The organism is Streptomyces sp. NPDC045956 (assembly GCF_056430705.1).
On sequence record NZ_JBWKKZ010000006.1, the window covers coordinates 39,983 to 63,420 of the forward strand.

20 protein-coding genes are annotated in these 23,438 nt (G+C 72.9%); 12 read left to right on the forward strand and 8 right to left on the reverse strand.

Features of this window, described 5'->3' with window-relative positions; all coding sequences use genetic code 11:
* Positions 1-83 precede the first annotated feature (83 nt).
* Both meaB and AC07FV_RS17170 read right to left on the reverse strand, forming a co-directional pair.
* Positions 84-1,040, reverse strand: a complete 957-nt coding sequence (gene meaB, locus AC07FV_RS17165) for a methylmalonyl Co-A mutase-associated GTPase MeaB (protein ID WP_479088099.1) — start codon at positions 1,038-1,040, stop codon at positions 84-86.
* A 48-nt stretch (positions 1,041-1,088) separates the two neighbouring features.
* Positions 1,089-2,312 (reverse strand): acetyl-CoA C-acetyltransferase, encoded by a 1,224-nt coding sequence (locus tag AC07FV_RS17170; RefSeq protein ID WP_383646579.1) that lies wholly within the window; start codon positions 2,310-2,312, stop codon positions 1,089-1,091.
* A 149-nt stretch (positions 2,313-2,461) separates the two neighbouring features.
* On the opposite strand from AC07FV_RS17170, the gene mce reads away from it, so the two are divergent.
* From mce to AC07FV_RS17205, 7 genes are all read left to right on the forward strand, one after another.
* Positions 2,462-2,902 (forward strand): methylmalonyl-CoA epimerase, encoded by a 441-nt coding sequence (gene mce, locus AC07FV_RS17175; RefSeq protein WP_356604640.1) that lies wholly within the window; start codon positions 2,462-2,464, stop codon positions 2,900-2,902.
* 233 nt (positions 2,903-3,135) lie between these two features.
* The gene (scy, locus tag AC07FV_RS17180) at positions 3,136-7,116 is read left to right on the forward strand and encodes a polarized growth protein Scy (protein WP_479088101.1); all 3,981 of its coding nucleotides are present in this window, start codon (positions 3,136-3,138) and stop codon (positions 7,114-7,116) included.
* 207 nt (positions 7,117-7,323) lie between these two features.
* The gene (locus tag AC07FV_RS17185) at positions 7,324-8,259 is read left to right on the forward strand and encodes a coiled-coil domain-containing protein (RefSeq protein WP_356604636.1); all 936 of its coding nucleotides are present in this window, start codon (positions 7,324-7,326) and stop codon (positions 8,257-8,259) included.
* Positions 8,260-8,369: 110 nt separating this feature from the next.
* Positions 8,370-9,341 (forward strand): ABC transporter ATP-binding protein, encoded by a 972-nt coding sequence (locus AC07FV_RS17190; protein WP_479088103.1) that lies wholly within the window; start codon positions 8,370-8,372, stop codon positions 9,339-9,341.
* Positions 9,338-10,114, forward strand: coding sequence for an ABC transporter permease (locus tag AC07FV_RS17195; RefSeq protein WP_356604632.1), 777 nt, complete (start codon positions 9,338-9,340; stop codon positions 10,112-10,114). Before AC07FV_RS17190 ends, AC07FV_RS17195 begins: the two co-directional genes overlap by 4 nt.
* A 162-nt stretch (positions 10,115-10,276) precedes the next feature.
* Entirely contained in the window at positions 10,277-11,548 is a 1,272-nt protein-coding gene (locus tag AC07FV_RS17200; protein ID WP_479088105.1) for an ABC transporter ATP-binding protein, read from the forward strand.
* Entirely contained in the window at positions 11,545-12,414 is an 870-nt protein-coding gene (locus AC07FV_RS17205; protein ID WP_479088107.1) for an ABC transporter permease, read from the forward strand. The genes AC07FV_RS17200 and AC07FV_RS17205 overlap by 4 nt, the downstream gene beginning before the upstream one ends.
* 6 nt (positions 12,415-12,420) lie before the next feature.
* Here AC07FV_RS17205 and AC07FV_RS17210 read toward each other — a convergent pair whose 3' ends face one another.
* A complete protein-coding gene (locus AC07FV_RS17210) occupies positions 12,421-12,753 on the reverse strand; it encodes an ATP/GTP-binding protein (RefSeq protein ID WP_479088109.1) in 333 nt (110 codons plus the stop codon).
* A gap of 254 nt (positions 12,754-13,007) precedes the next feature.
* Here AC07FV_RS17210 and AC07FV_RS17215 point away from each other — a divergent pair, with 254 nt between their 5' ends.
* On the forward strand, positions 13,008-14,036 hold the full coding sequence (locus AC07FV_RS17215) for an LLM class flavin-dependent oxidoreductase (protein WP_479088111.1): 1,029 nt from the start codon (positions 13,008-13,010) through the stop codon (positions 14,034-14,036).
* A gap of 72 nt (positions 14,037-14,108) precedes the next feature.
* On the opposite strand, the gene AC07FV_RS17220 is transcribed toward AC07FV_RS17215, so the two are convergent.
* The gene (locus AC07FV_RS17220) at positions 14,109-14,501 is read right to left on the reverse strand and encodes an SCO5389 family protein (RefSeq protein ID WP_356604622.1); all 393 of its coding nucleotides are present in this window, start codon (positions 14,499-14,501) and stop codon (positions 14,109-14,111) included.
* A 278-nt stretch (positions 14,502-14,779) separates the two neighbouring features.
* Here AC07FV_RS17220 and nucS point away from each other — a divergent pair, with 278 nt between their 5' ends.
* Positions 14,780-15,451, forward strand: a complete 672-nt coding sequence (gene nucS / locus AC07FV_RS17225; protein ID WP_053137172.1) for an endonuclease NucS — start codon at positions 14,780-14,782, stop codon at positions 15,449-15,451.
* Between the two features lie 78 nt (positions 15,452-15,529).
* Here nucS and AC07FV_RS17230 read toward each other — a convergent pair whose 3' ends face one another.
* From AC07FV_RS17230 to AC07FV_RS17240, 3 genes are all read right to left on the reverse strand, one after another.
* The gene (locus AC07FV_RS17230; protein ID WP_479088113.1) at positions 15,530-18,226 is read right to left on the reverse strand and encodes an ATP-binding protein; all 2,697 of its coding nucleotides are present in this window, start codon (positions 18,224-18,226) and stop codon (positions 15,530-15,532) included.
* A gap of 271 nt (positions 18,227-18,497) precedes the next feature.
* The gene (locus tag AC07FV_RS17235; protein ID WP_003973611.1) at positions 18,498-18,821 is read right to left on the reverse strand and encodes an STAS domain-containing protein; all 324 of its coding nucleotides are present in this window, start codon (positions 18,819-18,821) and stop codon (positions 18,498-18,500) included.
* 178 nt (positions 18,822-18,999) lie between these two features.
* Positions 19,000-19,848 (reverse strand): 3-hydroxyacyl-CoA dehydrogenase family protein, encoded by an 849-nt coding sequence (locus tag AC07FV_RS17240; protein WP_479088115.1) that lies wholly within the window; start codon positions 19,846-19,848, stop codon positions 19,000-19,002.
* A 319-nt stretch (positions 19,849-20,167) separates the two neighbouring features.
* On the opposite strand from AC07FV_RS17240, the gene AC07FV_RS17245 reads away from it, so the two are divergent.
* Complete coding sequence (locus tag AC07FV_RS17245; RefSeq protein ID WP_479088117.1) at positions 20,168-20,740, forward strand: cob(I)yrinic acid a,c-diamide adenosyltransferase; 573 nt, start codon at positions 20,168-20,170, stop codon at positions 20,738-20,740.
* Here the strand turns inward: AC07FV_RS17245 and AC07FV_RS17250 are convergent.
* Complete coding sequence (locus tag AC07FV_RS17250) at positions 20,737-21,372, reverse strand: hypothetical protein (protein ID WP_479088119.1); 636 nt, start codon at positions 21,370-21,372, stop codon at positions 20,737-20,739. The two genes, AC07FV_RS17245 and AC07FV_RS17250, sit on opposite strands and share 4 nt — an antisense overlap.
* A 152-nt stretch (positions 21,373-21,524) precedes the next feature.
* Between AC07FV_RS17250 and AC07FV_RS17255 the strand changes: the two genes are divergently transcribed.
* Together AC07FV_RS17255 and AC07FV_RS17260 are read left to right on the forward strand one after the other, a co-directional pair.
* Positions 21,525-22,721 (forward strand): sensor histidine kinase, encoded by a 1,197-nt coding sequence (locus AC07FV_RS17255; RefSeq protein ID WP_479088121.1) that lies wholly within the window; start codon positions 21,525-21,527, stop codon positions 22,719-22,721.
* Positions 22,718-23,359: a response regulator gene (locus AC07FV_RS17260; protein WP_479088123.1), complete on the forward strand. Its 642-nt coding sequence runs from the start codon at positions 22,718-22,720 to the stop codon at positions 23,357-23,359. Before AC07FV_RS17255 ends, AC07FV_RS17260 begins: the two co-directional genes overlap by 4 nt.
* Positions 23,360-23,438: the final 79 nt, after the last annotated feature.

A 23,438-nucleotide genomic window follows, 5' to 3' on the forward strand; every position in this document is an offset into this window, starting at 1 on the left:
GGCCCTAGGCCAAGAGGAGGAACACGTGGGTCAACGTACCAGCGCGGTTCCGCGACCGCGCCGGCTTTCTCCGGGCACCCGGGTCAGCCCGTCGTCAGGCCCGCCACGAGTTCGTCCGCCGCACGGTACGGGTCCAGTTCGCCGGCCACGATGCGCTCCGCCAAGGCGCCGAGGCGGCGGTCGCCGTGCAGGTCGCCGATGCGTTCGCGCAGGGTGGTGACGGCGATGGTCTCGACCTCGCGGGCGGCGCGGGCCCGGCGGCGCTCGGCCAGGACGTCCCGCTCCTCCATCCAGGCGCGGTGCTTCTCCAGTGCCTCGACGACCTCGTCGACGCCCTCGGCGCGCGCGGCGACCGTCTTGACGATCGGCGGACGCCAGTCGCCCGGGCCGCGGGACTCGCCGAGACCCAGCATGTGGTTCAGCTCGCGGGCGGTCGCGTCGGCGCCGTCCCGGTCGGCCTTGTTGACGACGTAGACGTCGCCGATCTCCAGGATTCCGGCCTTGGCGGCCTGGATGCCGTCGCCCATGCCCGGGGCGAGCAGGACGACGGAGGTGTCGGCCTGGGAGGCGATCTCCACCTCCGACTGCCCGACGCCCACCGTCTCGACCAGGATCACCTCGCACCCCGCCGCGTCGAGGACGCGGATGGCCTGCGGGGCGGCCCACGCGAGGCCGCCGAGGTGGCCGCGGGTCGCCATCGAGCGGATGTAGACGCCCGGGTCGGAGGCGTGCTCCGACATCCGGACCCGGTCGCCGAGCAGGGCGCCCCCGGAGAAGGGGGAGGACGGGTCGACGGCGAGCACGCCGACCCGCTTGCCCTGCTTGCGGTACGCCGTCACCAGCGCCGAGGTGGAGGTGGACTTGCCGACGCCCGGCGAGCCGGTCAGACCGACCACGTACGCCCCGCCGGTGAGCGGCGCGAGCGTTTCCATGACCTCCCTGAGCTGCGGGGACGCCCCCTCCACCAGCGAGATCAGCCGGGCCACGGCCCGCGGCCGGCCTTCCCTGGCCTGGGCCACCAGCGAGGAGACGTCCTGCATCACAGCTCCGTTCAGCTACGTTCCGTCAGTGGTCGTGCCGGGCGGCACTCAGGCCTTCGGCACCCGGACGATCAGCGCGTCGCCCTGACCGCCGCCGCCGCACAGCGCCGCCGCGCCGGTCCCGCCGCCGCGCCGCTTCAGCTCCAGGGCCAGGTGCAGCACGAGCCGGGCACCGGACATGCCGATGGGGTGCCCCAGGGCGATGGCGCCACCGTTGACGTTCACCTTTTCGGTGGAGACGCCGAGATCCTTCATTGACTGCACGGCGACGGCCGCGAACGCCTCGTTGATCTCGATCAGGTCGAGGTCGCCGACCTCCAGCCCTTCCTTCTTCAGGGCGTGCCGGATGGCGTTGGAGGGCTGCGACTGCAAAGAGTTGTCCGGCCCGGCGACGTTGCCGTGCGCGCCGATCTCCGCGATCCACTCCAGGCCCAGTTCCTCGGCCTTGGCCCTGCTCATCACGACCACGGCCGCGGCCCCGTCGGAGATCTGCGAGGAGGAGCCCGCGGTGATCGTGCCGTCCTTGGAGAAGGCGGGGCGCAGCCTGCCGAGCGACTCGGCGGTGGTGTCGCCGCGGATGCCCTCGTCCTGGCTGAAGACGACCGGGTCGCCCTTGCGCTGCGGGATCTCGACCGGGGCGATCTCGGCCTCGTAGACGCCGTTCTTCTGGGCGGCGGCGGCGCGCTGGTGGGAGAGCGCGGCGATCTCGTCCTGCGGGCCGCGCTCGATGCCGAGGCGGGTGTTGTGCTTCTCCGTCGACTCGCCCATGGCGATGTTCTCGAAGGAGTCGGTCAGGCCGTCGTGCGCCATGGCGTCGAGCATCTGCACCGCGCCGTACTTGTAGCCCTCGCGGGACTTCGGCAGCAGGTGCGGGGCGTTGGTCATGGACTCCTGGCCGCCGGCGACGATCACGTCGAATTCACCGGCGCGAATGAGCTGGTCGGCGAGGGCGATGGCGTCGAGGCCGGAGAGGCAGACCTTGTTGATCGTCAGGGCCGGGACGTTCATGGGGATGCCGGCCTTGACGGCGGCCTGGCGGGCCGGGATCTGGCCGGCGCCGGCCTGGAGCACCTGGCCCATGATCACGTACTGCACCTGGTCACCGGTGATGCCCGCCCGGTCGAGGGCGGCCTTGATGGCGAAGCCGCCGAGGTCGGCCCCGGAGAAGGACTTCAGGGAGCCGAGCAGCCGCCCCATCGGGGTGCGGGCACCCGCGACGATGACGGAGGTCGTGCCGTTCGTTCCAGAGGTGCCGGGAGTTCCAGAAGACATGAGCTGCGATCCCCTTTTCCGGCCCGCACAGGCCGAGGAGTGAACGAGGGTTTACTCGAATGTACTGAGCGGTATGCCGCCCGTCACCCGGCCGTCGGTGTGATCGCGCGCACGTTGCGTAACCACCTCCGGGGCGCTGCACTGAATCCATGCTGACGCGAATCGACCACATCGGAATCGCCTGCCGCGACCTGGACACCACCGTCGAGTTCTACCGTGCCACCTACGGCTTCGAGGTGTTCCACACCGAGGTCAACGAGGAGCAGGGCGTCCGCGAGGCCATGCTCAGGATCAACGGTACGTCGGACGGCGGCGCCTCGTACCTCCAGCTCCTGGAGCCGACCCGGGAGGACTCCGCGGTCGGCAAGTGGCTCGCCAAGAACGGCGAGGGCGTCCACCACATCGCCTTCGGTACGGCGGACGTGGACGCGGACGCCGCGGACATCCGGGAGAAGGGCGTACGCGTTCTGTACGACGAGCCCCGGCGCGGTTCCATGGGGTCGCGGATCACCTTCCTGCACCCCAAGGACTGCCATGGCGTACTGACAGAACTGGTCACATCGGCGGCCGTTGAGTCACCTGAGCACTGACCCTCGTACATAGGGGCCGGTAGGGTTGGGTGCGGTCGCCGCTCAGTCCAGGGTGACCCGGTCCTGCTGTCAGTGGTGGCGGGACCGCCGGGGTCGTGTTTCGGGGGGCGGACGCCGGGGCAGAAGCGTCTGCTCCGCCGTTGATCTGACACCATTCCCCGGGGGCCCCGTCCGGCGGACGGACGGAGCCCGTTCGGGAAGATTTGCGACCAGGGGACGGATGGGACCGCGCAGTGCGGGGCTACGAGAGCCAGGAGCGAGAGCCGGCGGCTGACGTCGACCACCTCTCTCGGTTCGAGGCCGAGATGAAGCGGCTGAAGACCGAGCGGGAAAAGGCGATCCAGCACGCCGAGGACCTCGGCTACCAGGTCGAGGTGCTGCGCGCCAAGTTGCACGAGGCGCGGCGCACCATCATGTCCCGGCCCGCCTTCGACGGCGGAGACATCGGGTACCAGGCCGAGCAGTTGCTGCGCAACGCGCAGACGCAGGCCGACCAGTTGCGCGCGGACGCCGAACGGGAGCTGAGCCAGGCCCGGGCGCAGACGCAGCGCATCCTCCAGGAGCACGCCGAGCAGGCGGCCCGGCTCCAGGCGGAGCTGCACCAGGAGGCGGTGACCCGGCGCCAGCAGCTCGACCAGGAGCTGGCCGAGCGCCGGCAGACCGTCGAGTCGCACGTCAACGAGAACGTGGCCTGGGCCGAGCAGCTGCGGGCCCGCACCGAGCAGCAGGCCCGCCGGCTGCTGGACGAGTCCCGCGCCGAGGCCGAGCAGGCCCTGGCCGCGGCCCGCGCGGAGGCGGAGCGGCTCACCTCCGAGGCCAGGCAGCGGCTGCGGAGCGACGCGGAGAGCGCGCGCGGCGAGGCCGAGCAGATCCTGCGCCGTGCCCGCACGGACGCCGAACGCCTGCTGAACGCGGCCTCCACCCAGGCGCAGGAGGCCACCGACCACGCCGAGCAGCTGCGCAGCTCCACCGCGAGCGAGTCGGAGTCCACCCGGCGCCAGGTCCAGGAGCTGAGCCGGGCCGCCGAGCAGCGCATGTCCGAGGCCGAGGAGGCACTGCGCAAGGCGCAGACCGAGGCCGAGAAGCTGGTCGCCGAGGCGAAGGAGTCCGCGGCCAAGGCCCTGGCGAGCGCCGAGGCCACCAACGAGCAGCGCACCCGCACCGCCAAGGAGCAGGTCGCCCGGCTGGTCGGCGAGGCCACCAAGGACGCCGAGTCGACCAGGTCCGAGGCCGAGCAGCTGGTCGCGGACGCCCGCGCCGAGGCCGAGAAGATCGTCGCGGAGGCCGCGGAGAAGGCCCGCACGCTCACCGCCGAGGAGTCGGCCACCCAGCTGTCCAAGGCCGCCAAGACCGCCGAGGACGTGCTGAACAAGGCGTCGGAGGACGCCAAGCGCACCACGAAGGCCGCCACCGAGGAGGCCGAGCGGATCCGCGGCGAGGCCGAGGCCGAGGCGGACCGGCTGCGCGCCGAGGCGCACGACATCGCCGAGCAGCTCAAGGGCGCGGCGAAGGACGACACCAAGGAGTACCGCGCCAAGACGGTCGAGCTGCAGGAGGAGGCGCGCCGGCTGCGGGGCGAGGCCGAGCAGCTGCGCGCCGACGCCGTCGCCGAGGGCGAGAAGATCCGCGCCGAGGCCCGCAAGGAGGCCGTGGCGCAGATCGAGGAGGCGGCGAAGACCGCCGAGGAGCTGCTCGCCAAGGCCAAGGCCGACGCGGACGAGCTGCGGCAGACCGCGACGGCGGACAGCGAGAAGGTCCGCACCGAGGCCATCGAGCGGGCGACCACGCTGCGCCGGCAGGCCGAGGAGACCCTGGAGCGCACCCGCGCGGAGGCCGAGCGGCACCGCGCGGAGGCCGCCGAGCGCGTGGAGGAGCTCCAGGCGGAGGCCGAGCGGGCCGCCCGCGAGCTGCGCGAGGAGACCGAGCGCGCCGTCGAGGCCCGGCGGGCGGAGGCCGCCGAGGAGCTGACGCGGCTGCACACCGAGGCCGAGGAGCGCCGCGGCGCCGCCGAGCAGGCGCTGACCGAGGCCCGCGAGGAAGGCGAGCGGATCCGCCGCGAGGCCGCGGAGGAGAGCGAGCGGCTGCGCGCGGAGGCCGCGGAGCGCATCCGTACGCTCCAGCAGCAGGCCGAGACGGAGGCCGAGCGGCTGCGCACCGAGGCCGCCGCGGACGCCTCCGCCTCCCGCGCGGAGGGCGAGGCCGTCGCCGTACGCCTGAGGTCCGAGGCGTCGAACGAGGCCGAGCGGCTGAAGACGGAGGCCCAGGAGAGCGCCGACCGGGTGCGGGCGGAGGCGCAGACCGCCGCCGAGCGCATCGCCGCCGAGGCGTCGGAGGCGCTGGCCGCCGCGCAGGAGGAGGCCGCCCGGCGCCGCCGCGAGGCCGAGGAGACGCTCGGTTCCGCCCGGCAGGAGGCCGGCCAGGAGCGCGAGCGGGCCCGCGAGCAGAGCGAGGAGCTGCTGGCCTCGGCGCGCAAGCGCGTGGAGGAGGCGCAGACCGAGGCGGTCCGGCTGGTCGAGGAGGCCGACCGGCGCGCGACCGAGATGGTGTCGGCCGCCGAGCAGCACGCGCAGCAGGTGCGCGAGTCGGTCGCCGGGCTGCACGAGCAGGCCCAGGAGGAGATCACCGGGCTGCGCAGCGCCGCCGAGCACGCGGCGGAGCGCACCCGGCGCGAGGCCGAGGAGGAGGCGGACCGGGTCCGTTCCGACGCCTACGCGGAGCGGGAGCGGGCGAGCGAGGACGCCGGCCGACTGCGGCGCGAGGCGCGGGACGAGACGGAGGCGGCCAAGGCGCTGGCCGAGCGGACCGTGTCCGAGGCCATCGCGGAGGCCGACCGCATCCGCACCGACGTCTCCGAGCACGCCCAGCGGGTGCGCACCGAGGCGTCCGACGCGATCGCCGAGGCCGAGCAGGCCGCGTCCCGCACCCGGGCGGACGCCCGCGAGGACGCCAACCGCATCCGGTCCGACGCGGCGACGCAGGCGGACACCCTGATCACCGAGGCGCGCTCCGAGGCGGAGCGGCTGACCACGGAGACGGCCGCGGAGACCGACCGCATCCGTACGGAGACGGCCGCGGAGGCGGAGCGCGTCCGCACCGAGGCGGCGAACGAGGCCGAGCGGGTGCGGACCGAGGCGCTCACCGAGGCGGAGCGGCTCACCACGGAGACGGTCGCCGAGGCCGACCGGGTGCGGGCCGAGGCGGGTGCCCGGGCCGAGCAGCTGCTCACGGACGCCACCGGGGAGGCGGAGCGGCTGCGGGCCGAGGCCGCCGAGACGGTGGGCTCCGCCCAGCAGCACGCCGAGCGGATCCGCACGGAGGCCGAGCGGGTCAGGACCGAGGCGGCCGCGGAGGCCGAGCGGGTCACCACGGCCGCCCGCGAGGAGGCCGAGCGCACCCTCGACGAGGCCCGTCAGGACGCCAACAAGCGGCGCTCGGAGGCGGCGGAGCAGGTCGACACGCTCATCACGGAGACCGCCGCCGAGGCCGACAAGCTGCTCACCGAGGCGCAGCAGCAGGCGCAGAAGACCACCGCGGACGCCGAGTCGCAGGCCGACACGATGGTCGGCGCGGCCCGCTCGGAGGCGGAGCGGATCGTCTCGGAGGCGACGGTCGAGGGGAACACCCGGGTGGAGAAGGCCCGCACGGACGCGGACGAGCTGCTCGTCGGCGCCCGCCGGGACGCGACCGCCGTCAGGGAGCGCGCGGAGGAGCTGCGTGAGCGGCTCACCTCCGAGATCGAGGAGCTGCACGAGCGGGCCCGGCGCGAGGCCGCCGAGACGATGAAGTCGACCGGCGACCGCTGCGACGCGCTCATCAAGGCCGCCGAGGAGCAGCTCGCCAAGGCGGAGGCGAAGGCCAAGGAGCTGGTGTCGGAGGCCAACTCCGAGGCCGGCAAGGTGCGCATCGCCGCCGTCAAGAAGGCCGAGGCGCTGCTCAAGGAGGCCGAGCAGAAGAAGGCCACGCTGGTCCGGGAGGCCGAGGAGCTGAAGGCGGAGGCGGTCCGGGAGGCCCGGGCCACCGTCGAGGAGGGCAAGCGCGAGCTGGAGACCCTGGTGCGGCGCCGCGAGGACATCAACACCGAGATCTCCCGGGTGCAGGACGTGCTGGAGGCCCTGGAGTCCTTCGAGGCGCCGACCGCCGGCAAGGACAACGGGGTCAAGGCCGGGGCGACGGTGGGTGCTCCCCGTTCGGGTGGCAAGGCGTCAGACGGCTAGCGGTCACGGCGGATTACGTGTCTGCTGGAGATCTTTGGCCGAACTCCGTGCGAACCCTTGCCCAAGACTTTGGCAAGCCTTCCGTGGGTCAGCCACTCAAAAGAGGTGTCATTCTCCGTATCAAACGCGCATCCGCTCGATGACACACCGCATTGGCGCCTAGGATTCCCTCTATCACCTCACCCGGTCTCTTTCGACAGGAACCCCATGAGCGACACTTCCCCCTACGGCTTCGAGCTTGTGCGGCGTGGGTACGACCGCGCTCAGGTGGACGAACGTATCTCCAAGCTCGTCTCCGACCGTGACAGCGCTCTCGCCCGCATCACCGCTCTGGAAAAGCGCATCGAGGAGCTCCACCTCGAAACCCAGAACGCCCAGGCCCAGGTCAACGACGCCGAGCCGTCGTACGCCGGTCTCGGTGCGCGGGTCGAGAAGATCCTGCGGCTCGCCGAGGAAGAGGCGAAGGACCTGCGCGAGGAGGCCCGGCGCGCGGCCGAGCAGCACCGCGAGCTCGCCGAGTCGGCCGCCCAGCAGGTGCGCAACGACGCGGAGTCGTACGCCGCGGACCGCAAGGCCAAGGCCGAGGACGAGGGCGTGCGGATCGTCGAGAAGGCCAAGAGCGACGCCTCCCAGCTGCGTTCCGAGGCGCAGAAGGACGCGCAGTCCAAGCGTGAGGAGGCGGACGCCCTCTTCGAGGAGACCCGCGCCAAGGCCGCGCAGGCCGCCGCCGACTTCGAGACGAACCTCGCCAAGCGCCGCGAGCAGTCCGAGCGCGACCTGGCCTCCCGTCAGGCCAAGGCCGAGAAGCGTCTCGCGGAGATCGAGCACCGCGCGGAGCAGCTGCGCCTGGAGGCGGAGAAGCTGCGCACGGACGCCGAGCGCCGCGCCCGCCAGACCGTCGAGACGGCCCAGCGCCAGGCCGAGGACATCGTGGCCGACGCCAACGCCAAGGCGGACCGGATCCGTTCGGAGTCGGAGCGCGAGCTGGCCGCCCTCACCAACCGCCGCGACTCCATCAACGCGCAGCTCACCAACGTGCGCGAGATGCTGGCGACCCTCACGGGCGCCGCGGTGGCCGCCGCCGGTACGCCGGCCGAGGACGAGTCGGTCTCCCGCGGGGTGCCCGCCCAGCAGTCCCGCTGACCCGTCGACCGACCCGTCGGAGGGGCGTCGGCCGGACAAGTGCGTAACAAGGACGAGGCCTTCTGTCACTGGGGTGGCAGAGGGCCTCGTCACGTTCTAGCGTGGGCGCCATGATCGAGCTCGAGGGGCTGACCAAGCGGTACGGCGAGAAGGTGGCGGTCAACAATCTCTCCTTCACCGTCAGACCCGGCATCATCACGGGCTTCCTCGGTCCGAACGGTGCGGGCAAGTCGACGACCATGCGGATGGTGCTGGGGCTCGACCGCCCCACCGCGGGGGACGTCCGGATCGACGGCAAGCACTACGACCAGCTCCAGGACCCGTTGACGTACATCGGCGCCCTTCTGGAGGCCAAGGCCTGGCACGGCGGGCGCAGCGCCCGCAACCACCTGCTGTGGCTCGCGCAGAGCAACGGCATCCCGGAGCGCCGGGTGGGCGAGGTGCTGGACACGGTGGGGCTCACGGCGGTCGCCCGGAAGAAGACCAAGGGCTTCTCCCTGGGTATGGGCCAGCGGCTCGGCATCGCCGGCGCGCTGCTCGGCGACCCGCGCATCCTGATGTTCGACGAGCCGGTCAACGGACTCGACCCCGAGGGCATCCACTGGATCCGCAATCTTATGAAGTCCCTGGCCTCCCAGGGCCGTACCGTCTTCGTCTCCTCCCACCTGATGAGTGAGATGGCGCTGACGGCCGACCACCTGGTGGTCATCGGCCAGGGCCGGCTGCTGGCGGACACCTCGATGGCCGAGTTCATCGCGGAGAACTCGCGCAGCTACGTCCGGATCCGCACCCCGCAGCGCGAGCGGCTGCTCGACGTCCTGCACACCGAGGGCATCACCGTCGTCGAGAGCGGCGCCGAGGTCCTGGAGGTGGACGGCGACAAGGCGGAGGCCATCGGCGAGCTGGCGGCGCGGCACCAGCTGGTGCTGCACGAGCTGAGTCCGCAGCGGGCCTCGCTGGAGGAGGCGTTCATGCAGCTGACCGCGGAGTCGGTGGAGTACCACGCGCACGACGGGCAGCCGCCCGGACCGGTGCCGCAGCAACAGCAGCAGCCGTGGGGCAGCGACTGGAGGAAGGGATGAGCATGGCGGCGACACAGGTCGTCCGGTCCGAGTGGACCAAGATCCGGTCGGTCGCGTCCACCGTCTGGACGCTGGGCCTCGCCGTGGTCGTCACCATCGCCCTCGGCATGCTGATCGCGGCGCTGTCGAAGAGCGAGTTCGACAACCTGGGCCGCGAGGAGCAGCTCACCTTCGACCCCACCTTCATCAGCTTCGCCGGGACGAGCCTCGGCCAGCTCGCGATGATCGTGTTCGGGGTGCTGGTCGTGGCCAACGAGTACAGCTCGGGCATGATCCGCACCTCGCTGGCCGCCGTGCCGCGGCGCGGCACCTTCCTGTTCAGCAAGATCGCGGTGGCCACCGCGCTGGCGCTGCTCGTCAGCATGATCACCAGCTTCGCCACCTTCTTCCTCGGGCAGATGATGCTCGGCGACCTCAAGGCGTCGATCGGCGATCCGGGCGTCCTGCGCGCGGTGATCGGCGGCGGGCTCTACATGACCCTCATCGCCCTGTTCTCCATGGGCGTCGCCTCGATGCTGCGTTCCCCGATGCTGTCGCTGGGCATCCTGATGCCGTTCTTCTTCCTGATCTCCAACATCCTGGGCAACGTCCCCGCGACGGAGAAGGTCGGCCGCTTCCTGCCCGACCAGGCCGGCAGCAAGATCATGCAGGTGGTGACGCCGATCGACGACGACGTGCCGTACGGCCCGTGGGGCGGCCTCGGGATCATGGCGCTGTGGGTGATCGCCGCGCTGGTCGGCGGCTACCTGGTGCTGAAGCGGCGGGACGCCTAGGAGGAACGCGGGAGGAGGGGCAGGGCCGACGCCCGCCGAAAGGGTTTCGAACGGCGTCGGATTTTGCCCCGCCTTGAACGGAACCGTCAGTCCCTCGATATCCTCCTAACCCTTACGGGGGCGTGTGCCCTGCTGTCCTGAACCTTTCGATGGGTGCGGAGCATGATCGAGGCTGTCGGCCTGACCAAGCGCTACGGCGACAAGACCGCTGTGGACAACCTGTCCTTCCAGGTGCGGCCCGGAGCCGTCACCGGCTTCCTCGGCCCCAACGGATCGGGCAAGTCGACGACGATGCGCATGATCCTCGGCCTGGACAACCCCACGGCCGGGCACGTGACGATCGGGGGCCACCCCTACCGCAAGCTGCCCAACGCCCCCCGCCAGGTGGGTGCGCTCCTCGACGCCAAGGCGGTGCACGGCGGCCGCTCCGCCCGCAACCACCTGCTGAGCCTGGCCCAGCTCTCGGGCATCCCGGCCCGGCGCGTGGACGAGGTGCTCGGCGTGGTGGGGCTCCAGGACGTGGCCAGGCGGCGCTCCAAGGGCTTCTCCCTCGGCATGGGCCAGCGGCTCGGCATCGCCGCCGCCCTGCTCGGCGACCCGCAGGTGCTGCTGTTCGACGAGCCGGTCAACGGACTCGACCCCGAGGGCATCCACTGGGTGCGCAACCTGATGAAGGCGCTCGCGGCGGAGGGCCGTACCGTCTTCGTCTCCTCGCACCTGATGAGCGAGATGGCGCTCACCGCCGACCACCTGATCGTCATCGGGCGCGGCCGGCTGCTCTCGGACATGAGCGTGAAGGACTTCATCTCGGCCAACTCCGCCGACTTCGCGCGCGTGCGCACCCCGGACACCGACCCGCAGCTGCGCGAGAAGCTGACCTCCGCGCTGACCGAGGCGGGCGGGCACGTGATGCCCGAGCAGGACGGCGGGCTGCGGGTGACCGGCCTGCCCCTCCCGCGGATCAGCGACATCGCGCACGACAGCGACGTACGGCTGTGGGAGCTGTCGCCGCACCAGGCCTCGCTGGAGGAGGCGTACATGCGGATGACGCAGGGCGCCGTCGACTACCGGTCGACCGCCGACCAGCGGGCCGGGCTCCAGCAGCCGCTGCCGCCCGGGGCGCAGCCGCCGATGCCGATGCCGGTCCCCGGACAGGGCCAGCCCGGCTGGTACGCCCCGCCGCCGCCCCAGCAGGGGGCGCAGCCCTTCCCGGCGCCGCCGCAGGGTGCGTCGGGCCAGGCCCCGGCGGGACCGTACGGTGCCCCGGCCGCCCCCGGGACGGCGCCGGCCGACCGGGCCGCCAACCCGTACGCGGCCCCGCAGGCGCCGCAGGTGCCGCCGGCCCCGCAGGCGCCCTCCCCCGCCCCCTCGACCGCCGCCGCGCCCGCCCCCGCGCCCGTCACCGACCCGACCAAGCCCGAGGACGTCCGATGAGCACGCCCCAGCCCCCGATGCCGCAGGCCGCACCCGACTGGCAGGCGGCGCCCGGCTCGCCGTACCCCGCCTACACCTCGCCGATCCCGGTGGTGCGTACGCACCTGGCGCACGCGGTCGCCTGCGAGTGGACGAAGATGCGGTCGGTGCGCTCGACACTGTGGACGATGGGAGTGTTCGTCTTCCTGGTCATCGGCATCGGTCTGCTGACCGGTTTCGTGGTCGCCGGTTCCTCGCCGGACCAGACCGGTGACAACGCGCTGAGCCTCGGCTTCTTCGGCCTGCTCCTGGGCAGCATGTGCATCATCACGCTCGGCGTGCTGACCACCGCGTCCGAGTACGGGACCGGCATGGTCCGCACCACGATGGTCGCCTGCCCCACCCGCGGCCGGGTGCTCGCCGCGAAGGCCATCGTCTTCTTCCTGGTGGCCTTCGTCGTGACGCTGGTCTCCGCCACACTCGTGGCCCTCGTGCAGGTGGCGCTGCTGGAGGACAGCGGCGTCCGCGCGCCCGACGGCGGGGAGTGGCTGAAAGCCACCGTGGGCGTGGCGCTCTACATCGCGCTGCTCGGACTGCTCTCGCTCGCCATGGGCTCGGTCATCCGGCACTCGGCGGGCGCCATCACCATCATGATCGGGGCCGTGCTCGCCCCGCTGGTGGTGGCGCTCTTCATGTTCTCGTCGTCCCTGGAGAGCGTGCAGCAGGCGCTGTTCGAGTACTCGATCCCGAACCAGCTCAGCATCTTCTACGCCAACGCCCTCACCGAGTCCGGCCCCTCCGGCTGGGACCCGCTGTGGATCATGCTCGGCGTGACGGCGGTCGCGTTCGCCGGCGCCTTCGCGCTGCTGGAGAAGCGGGACGTGTAGGAGGACTCAGAACCTCGGGGCGTTCCGGGACCGCTGCACCCGCGTGGTGCGGCGGTCCTTCGCGCTCCAGCAGGACTTGTGCCAGTGCCGCCGGTCGTCGACGCCCGAGTGCGCCGGCCAGGCCACCACGTGCGGGACCCCGTCCGGGATCAGCTGGTCGCAGCCGGGGCACCGGTACGACTTCCCCTGCGCGCTCGCGCCCGCCACGTGCCGTACGCTCCAGTCCTCGCCCTGCCAGCTCTCCGCCGACTGCCAGCCGCCGTAACGGCCCGAGCCGTCGTCCTCGGCGCTCCGGCCGGACGGACCGGCTCCCTTGGCTCGGTTGCGACGCGGGGACACAGGACACCTCACGGAGCTATACAGGAAGTACGGACCGCTTCCAGCCTACGCGGCGCGAGCCGGGGTACGCGTACGGCACCAACCACCACAACTCCCCCGCGCAGGCTTCTCCGAGGGCCGTCCCACCCCCTCCGCGACGGCCGATTCTGCAGACAATCCGCAAATCCCTCCGCCCGGCCGTGTCCTCGGCACGTGTCAGGCGGTTATGCCCTGTGGGGGAGCTCCGCGTCGGAGCCGAGGAAGCAGGAAGAGCGATGCGCGTAGGAAGTTTCGTGTTGGGCGCCCAGTTCCCGGGCCAGGGCCACGGGGAGGCGCTGCACCGCACCGTCCGCTCGGCCGAGGTCGCCGAGGAGGCGGGGCTCGACGCGGTCTGGCTGGCCGAGCACCACTTCGTGCCGTACGGCACGTGCCCGTCCGCCGTCACGCTGGCCGCGCTGCTGCTGGGCCGCACCCGCCGCCTGCGGGTCGGCACCGCGGTCAGCGTGCTGCCCACCGTCCACCCCGTCGCGCTCGGCGAGCAGGCCGCGCTGCTGCACATCACGAGCGGCGGCCGGTTCTCGCTGGGCGTGGGCCGGGGCGGCCCGTGGGTGGACCTGGAGGTGTTCGGCGCGGGTCTGGAGGCGTACGAGCAGGGTTTCCCGGAATCGCTCGACCTGCTGCTGCGCTGGCTGCGCGAACCGGCCGTCGGCGCCTCGGGGGAGCGCTTCCGGTTCCGTGAGGTGCCCGTCGTCCCCCGCCCCTCGGAGGCGCTGTCGGAGACCCCCGGCCCCGAGGTGGTCGTCGCCTGCACGTCACCGGCGAGCGTGCGCATGGCCGCCGAGCGGGGACTGCCGATGCTGCTCGGCATGCACGTCGGGGACGAGGAGAAGGCCGAGATGGTCGCCCTGTGGCGGCGGCACGCCCGCGCGGCCGGCCGGCCGTCGGCGGAGATCCACGACGCGGCCCATGTCTCGGCCGGCGTCTGCCAGATCGCGGACCGGCGCACCGACGCGGCGGAGACCCTGCTCAAGGCCATGCCGGGCTGGCTCCGGCAGGGTCTGGACGCCCACATCACGGTGGACGGCCGCGAGCGGCGGATGCGCGACCCGCACGCCTACACCGAACTGCTCTGCGGACTGCACCCGGTGGGGCCGCCCCGGCTGTGCGCCGACCGGCTCGCGGCGACCGGCGAGCGGACCGGCATCACCCGCTTCGCCCTGCTCGTCGAGGGCTCCGGCGACCTCGCGGCGACCGAGGAGAACGTACGCCGGCTCGGGGCCGAGGTGCTCCCCCAGCTCCGCTGAGGGCGCGGGGCTTGCCACCCCGGTACGGAACGCACCTCCCTCGTACGGAGCGGCAAGCGGACGGCCGTAGCCTCAGCAGTCGCGGAACTCGGGTGACTGGTTCAGCACCTGGCTGCGTACCGAGGTGAAGCGGGTCAGCGTCTCCTCGACGGAGGAGTCCAACGGGAACACCGCCACCCGGTGGCAGTTCTGGAAGGCCAGCCGCACCCCGAAGTGCCGCTGCAGTGCACCGCGTATGGCGTCACTCGCGAGCGCGCGCAGCAGCTGACCACGCGCCTGCTCGTCCGGCGGGGGCGTCTGGTTGTCGGCGAACGCTCCGCCGTCGACCTTCAGCTGTGCCACCAGACTGCTGACCATCTCCCATGCGTAGGGCAGGGAAGTCCGGACGCAGTCGACGAATGCTGCTTCGTCGACCTCGCCTCGCTCGGCCTGTTCGAGTAGGGCCGGTGAGACGTCGAGCGACATGGGTTCTCCTCTCGCACCCCCGACGGGCAGGGGTTGCCGGACAGTTAGGGGAGCGCGATGTTGAACACGCTGCGTACACAGTTCGCGACCTCCCGTTCAATACCGTAAGCAACCGATCCTGACGACACCAGGAGAATGCCTAGATGCACCCCATCCGTTGGGCGCACTATCGGCCAGTGCGCAAGAGGGGGTCAATGGGAGAAGTGGGACAGCCCGCGCGGCCACCCCGGCACGGGCGAATCGCGTCGGGCCCGGCACGTCGAGTAGCGTTGCCGACCATGCGTCTCGTCATTGCCCGCTGCTCCGTCGACTACGCCGGGCGGCTCACCGCCCATCTCCCCTCGGCGCCCCGCCTGATCCTGGTCAAGGCGGACGGCAGCGTCTCGATCCACGCCGACGACCGGGCCTACAAGCCCCTGAACTGGATGTCGCCGCCCTGCACGCTGAAGGAGGGCACGGGCGAGGAGGAGGGCGTCTGGACCGTCGTCAACAAGGCGGGCGAGAAGCTCATCATCACGATGGAGGAGATCCTCCACGACTCCTCGCACGAGTTGGGCGTCGACCCCGGCCTGATCAAGGACGGCGTGGAAGCGCACCTCCAGGAGCTGCTGGCCGACCGCATCGAGACGCTGGGCGAGGGCTACACCCTCATCCGCCGCGAGTACATGACCGCCATCGGCCCGGTGGACATCCTGTGCCGGGACGCCGAGGGCCGGACCGTCGCGGTCGAGATCAAGCGCCGCGGTGAGATCGACGGCGTCGAGCAACTCACGCGCTACCTGGAGCTGTTGAACCGCGATCCGCACCTCGCCCCGGTGCGCGGTGTCTTCGCCGCGCAGGAGATCAAGCCGCAGGCCCGGGTCCTCGCCACGGACCGCGGGATCGGCTGCCAGGTGCTGGACTACAACGCCATGCGGGGCATCGAGGACGACAAGCTGCGGCTGTTCTGAGCGGGCGTCGCCCACGGCGAACAGACGGAGGGCCGGGTCCGCGGGACGGACCCGGCCCTCCCGTCCGTCGCCGGCGCCTCAGATGATCTGCTCCGTCGCCGGGCCCGAGCCGCCCGGAGTGCCCGTGCCGCCGGTCGCGGTGCTGCTCTGCGAGGCGGTCGCGGTGCCGTCGACGGGGGAACTGGCCGTGGCGGGCGGCGTACCGGGGCCGCTGGCGCTGTTGGACGTCTCCGGGGCCGTGGGCGGCGGAGGCGTGCCCGTGTCGCTGGGCGCGGGCGTCGTGGGCTCCTCGGTCTCGGTGGGCGTCCCGGGGTCGGTGGGCTCGGTGTCCGTGGGCTTCGGCGACGTCGGCTTGGTCGACGGTGAGGTCGGCGGCCTGCTCGACTCGTCCGGGGAGCCGGAGTCGTCCGGGCTCTCGCTGTCCTGCGGATCGCCGGTGCCGCTCGAACCGCTCGCGCCGTCCGACGGCCGCGCCGACTCGCTCGGCGTCGGGTCGTCCGAGGTGCCGGGGGTGCCGTCCGGGCCCGGGTCCGTCGGCCGGCCGGTGTCGCCCGGGTTCGCCCCGTCGTCCGCCGGCCGGTCCGCGCCCAGGTTCCCGTCGTCGATGCCCTGGCTCGCCGACGGGTTGACGCCGACCTGGTCGGACGGGTCGCCGGCGTCGTTCTCGGAGGTGGCGCCGAGGGTCACCACCGTGCCGAGCACGGCGACGAGCAGCGCGCCCGCTCCGGCGGCCGCGAGGTTGCGCCGCGCGAGGCCCCTGATGCCGCCGCCCGCCTTGCGGGACGGCCCCTTGGCGGCTTCCCGGCTGGTGACCAGGGTCGGGAACTGGGGAGGCGGCTGGAGCGGCGGGAAGGGCGCGGGTACGCCCGCGGGCGGCGACGCCGACTCCTCGTGCCGGGCGTCGGGCACCTCCTCCCCCGCCGTGGGGCCGAGCCCCAGGTCCGCGGCGCCCGCGGCGCCGAGCCCCGCACCGGCCCCCAGGGCACCGAAGACGCCCGCGCCGCCGCCCGCCCCCGGGGTGTCCCCGGTCCGGTCGGCGACCAGGGCCAGGGCCCTGCGGCCGGCGACGGCGCCGCGCTTGTCGGACAGCGCGCCGCGCAGCCCGATGGACGCCTCCAGTTCGGCGCGGGCCCGGTCCAGCTGGCCCCCGCACAGGGCGAGGACGCCGAGCTCGTGGTGGAAGTAGGCCTGTTCGGCGACGTCGCCGGCGAGCCGGGAGGCCTCGGTGCCGGAGCGCAGCGCCCGCTCCCAGGCGCTCCAGTGCAGCCCGGCGGCGAACGCGGGCGCCGAGGTGCGGGCCAGCTGGACGGCGGGGCTCTCCTCGTCGTCCGCGGGCGGGGTGGTGGTCGGCAGCAGCACGGCGAGGGCGGCGAGGACCGCGTCCGCCTCGGCGCAGACCCGCTCCGGGGTGACCGAGGGGTGTCCGGCCCACCAGGCGTAGTGCTGGGCGGCGGACAGGGCCCGCTCCGGTGCGCCGTCGGCGTACCCGGCGCTCTCCAGCTGGGCGAGCACCCCGGCGGCGAGCCGGTAGCGGGCGCCGACCGGCGAGACCAGTCCGCAGTCGGCCAGCTCGCCGAGGGCGGCGTCCGCGTGGGTGTCGCCGACCAGTGCGGGCAGGTGGGCCTGGTGCGGCACCTCGCCGCCGAGCGCGACGGCGAACTCCAGGGTGGCGCGGGCGGAGGCGCTCAGCCGGGAGGCGAGCAGCGGTGCGGGCGCCGCGGCCTCGCCGAGGGACGGCAGGGGCACCTCGTCGCTCTCGGCGGCGTCGTAGGGCACGTCGTCGGCCGGGCGGGCGTCGGTGAAGACGCCGAACTCGTCGACGGCGTCGGCGCCGGCCCGCTGCCGGTCGCGACGGCGCAGCAGGGCGCCGGCCTGGACGAAGCGCAGCGGCAGGCCCTCGGACTCGAACCAGAGGTCGCCGGCCCAGTTGGCCTCGTCCTCGGTGAGGGTCCGGCCGGCGGCGCGCTCCAGCAGCTCCACGCCGTCGGAGCGGTCCAGGCCGGTGAGGAAGACCTCCTCCACGGCCGAGTCGGCCGAGGGGGCGGGCACGTCCGGGGTCGCGCCGATGAGGAAGGCGCACTCGGGGGTGGCGTCCAACAGCTCGTCCAGGGCGGCGCCGCCGAACTCGATGTCGTCCAGGACGACGACCGCGCCGACCTCGCCGAGGTGCCGGAGCAGTTCCTCCCGGTCCGGGCGGTGCAGGGGCGCGCGGTGGACGGCACGGAAGAGGTCGTGGAGCAGGTCGTCCGCGGTGCGGTGGAACCCGTTGAGCCGGACGACTCCGTCGGGTGCGAGGCCCGCGCAGTCCTCGGCGACGAGGTCCAGGAGGCTGGTGCGGCCGGAGCCGGCGGGGCCGGTGAGGCGGACGGAACGGCCGCGGGCGAGGAGCCGGACCAGGCGTTCGCGTTCGTCGTCGCGGGCCAGCAGGCCCAGTACGGTGCGGGTCGGCCCCGGCGGTACGGGCGGGCGGGCGGCGCGGCCCACCTCGGCGCGTTCGGCCGCGGTGAGCTTCTCGGGCCGGGCGGCTCGGTCCGCCCCGCCGTCGAACTCGCCGGAGCGGGAGACGCCCCCGGGCGGGCGGACCTCGATCTCGCTGCCGTCGACCGGGTTGACGGTGAGCAGGAAGTCGCCGGCGACCAGCTGCACCGTGCGGGCGAGCGCGGGCGCGGGCTGTCCGAAGTCGGTGGTGAGGGGGTCCCTGGGCGGGCGCGGGCGCGGCGCCTGGTGGTCGCCGTCCTGGCCGTACTCCTCGGGCCCCAGGTTGTTCGGGTCCATAGGTTCAAGCCCCCCAAAAGCGTCGTGTGCCGGGCCCCGGTCGGGACCACCCCTCCCGGCCTTGCCGCACACCGCGCTGTCGCTTCTGGTCCGGGCCCGCCAGTGGGTTCGCGAGGTCGGCGGGCAGCCAGACCCTAAACCTTCGCCCAGTATCTCCGACAGGGCGGGGTGCCGCCCCGTCCGAGACGTCACAGTCTCGTGAGGATTGCGTGTGTCGGGCTGTTCGCCGAGCGGTGTCCGGGTCTTCGCCCTCCCCCGCCCGCCGCGGGCGTCACACCCTGGGCAGGGTCTCCACGCCGATGCCGCCCTCGATGGCCAGGATCCGGTGCAGCCGGGTGGCCACCAGCAGGCGCTGCATCTGCGGTGGTACCCCGCGCAGCACCAGTCGCCGGCCGCAGCGGCCGGCCCGTCGGTGGGCTCCCATGATCACGCCGAGTCCGGTGGCGTCCCAGGAGTCCAGTTCGGACAGGTCCAGCACGAGGTCGCCGACTCCGTCGTCGACGGCCGAGTGCAGGACCGTACGGGCGTCCGCCGCGCTGCGGACGTCGAGGCGGCCCCCGACGACCAGCTCGACGTGGTCGCCCCTGATGTGCATATGCGCTCCCCGGGATGCGTCTTCGTCGTCTCTGCGTTTCTTCGATGCTCGGTGTGATCTCTCGCGGTGTCAGGTGTTGCAACCTCTGACTGGCCGAAACGATCGGAGGTTGCCGCCTGTAAGCGAACCGATACCGAATTCACCCCGGCGTGTGACGTTTCCCGGGGCTGATGCGACCTCAGTGCTTGTAGAAGCCCTGCCCGCTCTTGCGGCCGATGTCACCGGCGTCCACCATCCGGCGCATCAGCTCCGGCGGGGCGAACTTCTCGTCCTGGGACTCGGTGTAGATGTTGCCGGTGGCGTGCAGCAGGATGTCGACGCCCGTCAGGTCGGCGGTGGCCAGCGGTCCCATGGCGTGGCCGAAGCCCAGCTTGCAGGCGAGGTCGATGTCCTCGGCGGTGGCGACGCCCGACTCGTACAGCTTCGCGGCCTCGACGACGAGGGCGGAGATGAGGCGGGTGGTCACGAAGCCGGCGACGTCGCGGTTGACGACGATGCAGGTCTTGCCGGTGGACTCGGCGAACTCCCGTGCGGTGGCGAGCGTTTCGTCGCTGGTCTTGTAGCCGCGCACCAGCTCGCACAGCTGCATCATCGGGACCGGTGAGAAGAAGTGGGTGCCGACGACGCGCTCGGGGCGCTCCGTCACGGCCGCGATCTTGGTGATCGGGATGGCGGAGGTGTTGGACGCGAGGATCGCCCCGTCCTTCACCAGCTTGTCGAGCGCGCGGAAGATCTCGTGCTTGACCTCGAGCTTCTCGAAGACCGCCTCGACGACGACGTCCGCGTCGGCGACGGCCTCCAGCTCGGTGGTCGCGGTGATGCGGGCGAGGGCGGCCTCGGCGTCGTCGGCGGAGAGCTTCCCCTTGGCGACGAACCTGTCGTACGAGGCCCTGATGCCGTCGGTGCCGCGCCGGAGCGCCTCGTCGGTGACGTCGCGCAGGACGACCTCCCAGCCCGCCTGGGCGGAGACCTGGGCGATGCCGGACCCCATGAGACCGGCTCCGATGACGGCGAGCTTCCGTGCCACTGTGCGACTCCCCTGATACGCGCTGTTTCTCTTCTCTCGGCCGGAGATTAGCGGCCGTGAGGGGCTGTGTGACCGGTTAGTAACGCGCGTCACGTCTCAGATGACGGACATCACACCGGGGTGTGTCATCCGGGTGTCAGGCCGCGCCCCGTACGGCGTAGTTGAGCACCTTGTCGCTCGACATCGCCGTCCGGCCCGATGCTCCCGCCGACCCTGGGCCCGGCCCTGCCCGACCCTGCCCGGCCGGACGTGCTCCCGCACCCCGTGCCGTTCCGCCACCGCGTCTTCCGTACCGCCGGGGCGTAACTACGCTGGTCCCATGGTCAACCTGACGCGCATCTACACCCGGACCGGCGACCAGGGCACCACCGCCCTCGGTGACATGAGCCGGACCCCCAAGACCGACCTGCGGATCTCCGCGTACGCCGACGCGAACGAGGCGAACGCCGTGATCGGCACGGCGATCGCCCTCGGCGGCCTGCACGAGGGGGTCGTCGAGGTCCTCGTCCGCGTGCAGAACGACCTCTTCGACGTGGGCGCGGACCTCTCGACGCCGGTGGTGGAGGACCCCGAGTACCCGCCGCTGCGGGTCGAGCAGTTCTACGTCGACAAGCTGGAGGCGGACTGTGACCGCTTCCTGGCCGAGGTGGAGAAGCTCCGCTCCTTCATCCTGCCCGGCGGCACGCCCGGCGCGGCCCTGCTGCACCAGGCGTGCACGGTGGTCCGCCGGGCCGAGCGCTCCACCTGGGCGGCGCTGGAGGTGCACGGCGAGACGATGAACCCGCTCGCCGCGACCTATCTCAACCGGCTCTCCGACCTGCTCTTCATCCTGGCCCGGGTGGCCAACAAGGAGGTCGGGGACGTGCTGTGGGTGCCGGGCGGCGAGCGCTAGACGCTCCGCTCGGCGTGCCGGGGACCGGCGGTGTCGTTCGTCTGCGGCTCCTCCGTGGCCGGTCGCGCGGTTCCCCGCGCCCCTGCGGGGCGCGTCTCGGCCGGTGCCCTTTTCGGCCAGATCGCGTACGTCAGCGCGATCAGGCCGTGGATGCCGGCGGCGCGCCAGGCGGTGTACTGCCAGTTCTCCAGGGAGCCGGTGCGGCCCGGGTCGTCGACGTACCACATGGCGAGCCGGAGCAGCCCGGTCGCCACCGCGGCGGCGAGCAGCGTGCCGAGCCACACCGTGCCCTCGTGCCGGGCGCGGGCCATGCCGTAGCGGGGCGGTCCGGCCGGTTTCGGGGCGCCGCCGAGGCGGTGGGCGGCGTGGCCGTCGAGCCACTGCACGGTGCGGTGGCCGTGGCCGACGGTGTAGCCGATGTACAGGGCGGCCAGGCCGTGCTTCCAGCTCGGGTCGGCGCCGTTCTTGAGGTCCAGCGCGGTGACGACCAGCAGCACGACCTCCAGCAGCGGTTCGCACAGCAGCAGTGCCATGCCCGTGCGCGGCATCCGCAACAGGTAGCGGGTGGCCAGTCCGGCCGCCAGCAGGACCCAGAAGCCGATCTCGCAGACGACGATCAAAGTGACGATCACGGTGCGCTCCTCTCGATCGCCCTTCCAGGCTCTCCCGCGCGGCGGCCCGGAGCGTCGTCGCCGGTGACGAACCCGCGCTACATCGAAAGGTGCAGTACGGGACCCTCCCGCGGGATCAGGCGGGCGGGGCCCGGCCCGTGTTGGATGGTGGCATGGCCGTACGACTCCCCCGCCCGCACCGCTTCGACGTGTACGTCGCGTCGGCCGGCCTGCTGGGCGGACTGCTGCTGTGGGGCATCGGACTGGGGGTCCGCCCCGCCGACGAGCCGATCGTGCTGTTCGACGGCCGCTGGCCGCTGCTGGTCCCGCTGGCCGTCATGGCGGGCTGCGAGCTGCTGCGGCGCACCGCGCCCCGCACCGGCCTGCTGATCGGCACCGCCGCGCTGACCGCGGACACGGTCACCCAGGGCAGCCTGGTCACGGTGATCATGTACACCGACGTGATGTACGCCGCCGTCCTGTACGGCCCGCCCGCCTCGGCCCGCCGCATCCCGTGGATCACCGGGTTGCTCACCGTGGCCGCGACGCTGGTCCCGTTCGCCGTGTGGCGGGTGCCCGAGGCGCTGCTGGTCGGTGTGGCCGTCGGCGTCGTGTCGTTCGCGCCCGCCTCCACCGGGCTGATCGTGCGCAGCCACCGCGAGGCCGCCGACGCCGCCCGGCTGCGGGCCGAGCAGACGGCTCTGCTGGCCGAGATGGACCGGGTGCAGGCGGTGACCGCGGAACGCTCCCGGATGGCGCGCGAGCTGCACGACATGGTCGCCAACCACCTCTCCGCGATCGCCATCCACTCCACCGCCGCGCTCTCCCTGGACGACCCGGCGACCACCCGGCAGGCGCTCGGCGTCATCCGTGAGAACAGCGTCGAGGGGCTGGCCGAGATGCGGCGGCTGATCGGCATCCTGCGGGACACCGGCGGGGACACCGAACCGGCCGCTGCCCCCACCCTGGACGGCCTCGCCGCCCTGGTCGAGGGCGCCCGCGCCAACGGGCTCGACGTCGTCCTGGAGGCGGCGCCCGGCGAGGGACTGCCCGCGCCGGTCGAGCTGGCGGCGTACCGGATCGTGCAGGAGTCCCTCACCAACGCCCTCAAGCACGCCCCGCGGGGCACGGTACGGGTCGGGCTCACCCGGCACGACGACGTCCTGCGGGTCCGGGTGACCAGCCCGTACGGCGACCACGACGCCCCGCGCGCCCCCGGATCGGGGGCCGGCCTGGTCGGCATGCGGGAGCGGGCCGCGCTGCTGCACGGCACCTTCGAGGCCGGGCCGGTCGCGGACCCCGACTCGGCGGGCGGCAGTATCTGGGACGTACGCGCCGCCCTGCCGCTGACCGAAGGAGACCCGGCATGATCCGCGTCCTCGTCGCCGAGGACCAGTCCGCCGTCCGGGCCGGACTGGTGCTGATCCTGGGCAGCGCCCCGGACATCGAGGTGGTCGGGGAGGCCGCGGACGGCGAGCGGGCGGTGGCGCTGGCCCGGGAACTGCGGCCGGACCTGGTGCTGATGGACGTGCAGATGCCCCGGCTGGACGGGGTGTCGGCGACCCGGACGGTGGTCGGCGAAGGGCTGGCCGACGTCCTGGTGCTGACCACCTTCGACCTGGACGAGTACGTCTTCGGGGCGCTGCGGGCGGGAGCGGCCGGTTTCCTGCTCAAGAACACCGAGGCGCGGGACCTGCTCACGGCCGTGCGCACGGTGGCGAACGGGGAGGGGATCGTCGCCCCGGCCGTCACCCGGCGCCTGATCGCCGAGTTCGCCGCCAAGCCGGTGCGGGAGTCGAGCGCCGACCCGGCGGTCCTGGAGGAGCTGACCCGGCGCGAGCGGGAAGTGCTGTCGTGTCTCGGCGAGGGGCTGCCCAACGCCGAGATCGCGACCCGGCTCAACATGGCCGAGGCCACGGTGAAGACGCACGTCAGCCGCCTGCTGGGCAAGCTGGGGCTGCGCAGCCGGGTGCAAGCGGCGATGCTCGCGCAGGAGTTGGGGATCTAACGGGCCATCGGGACACTGGTCCAGACCTATTGACCTAAGGTCCAGACCTTTCTATTCTCGCGGCACTGCGGGCCGATGG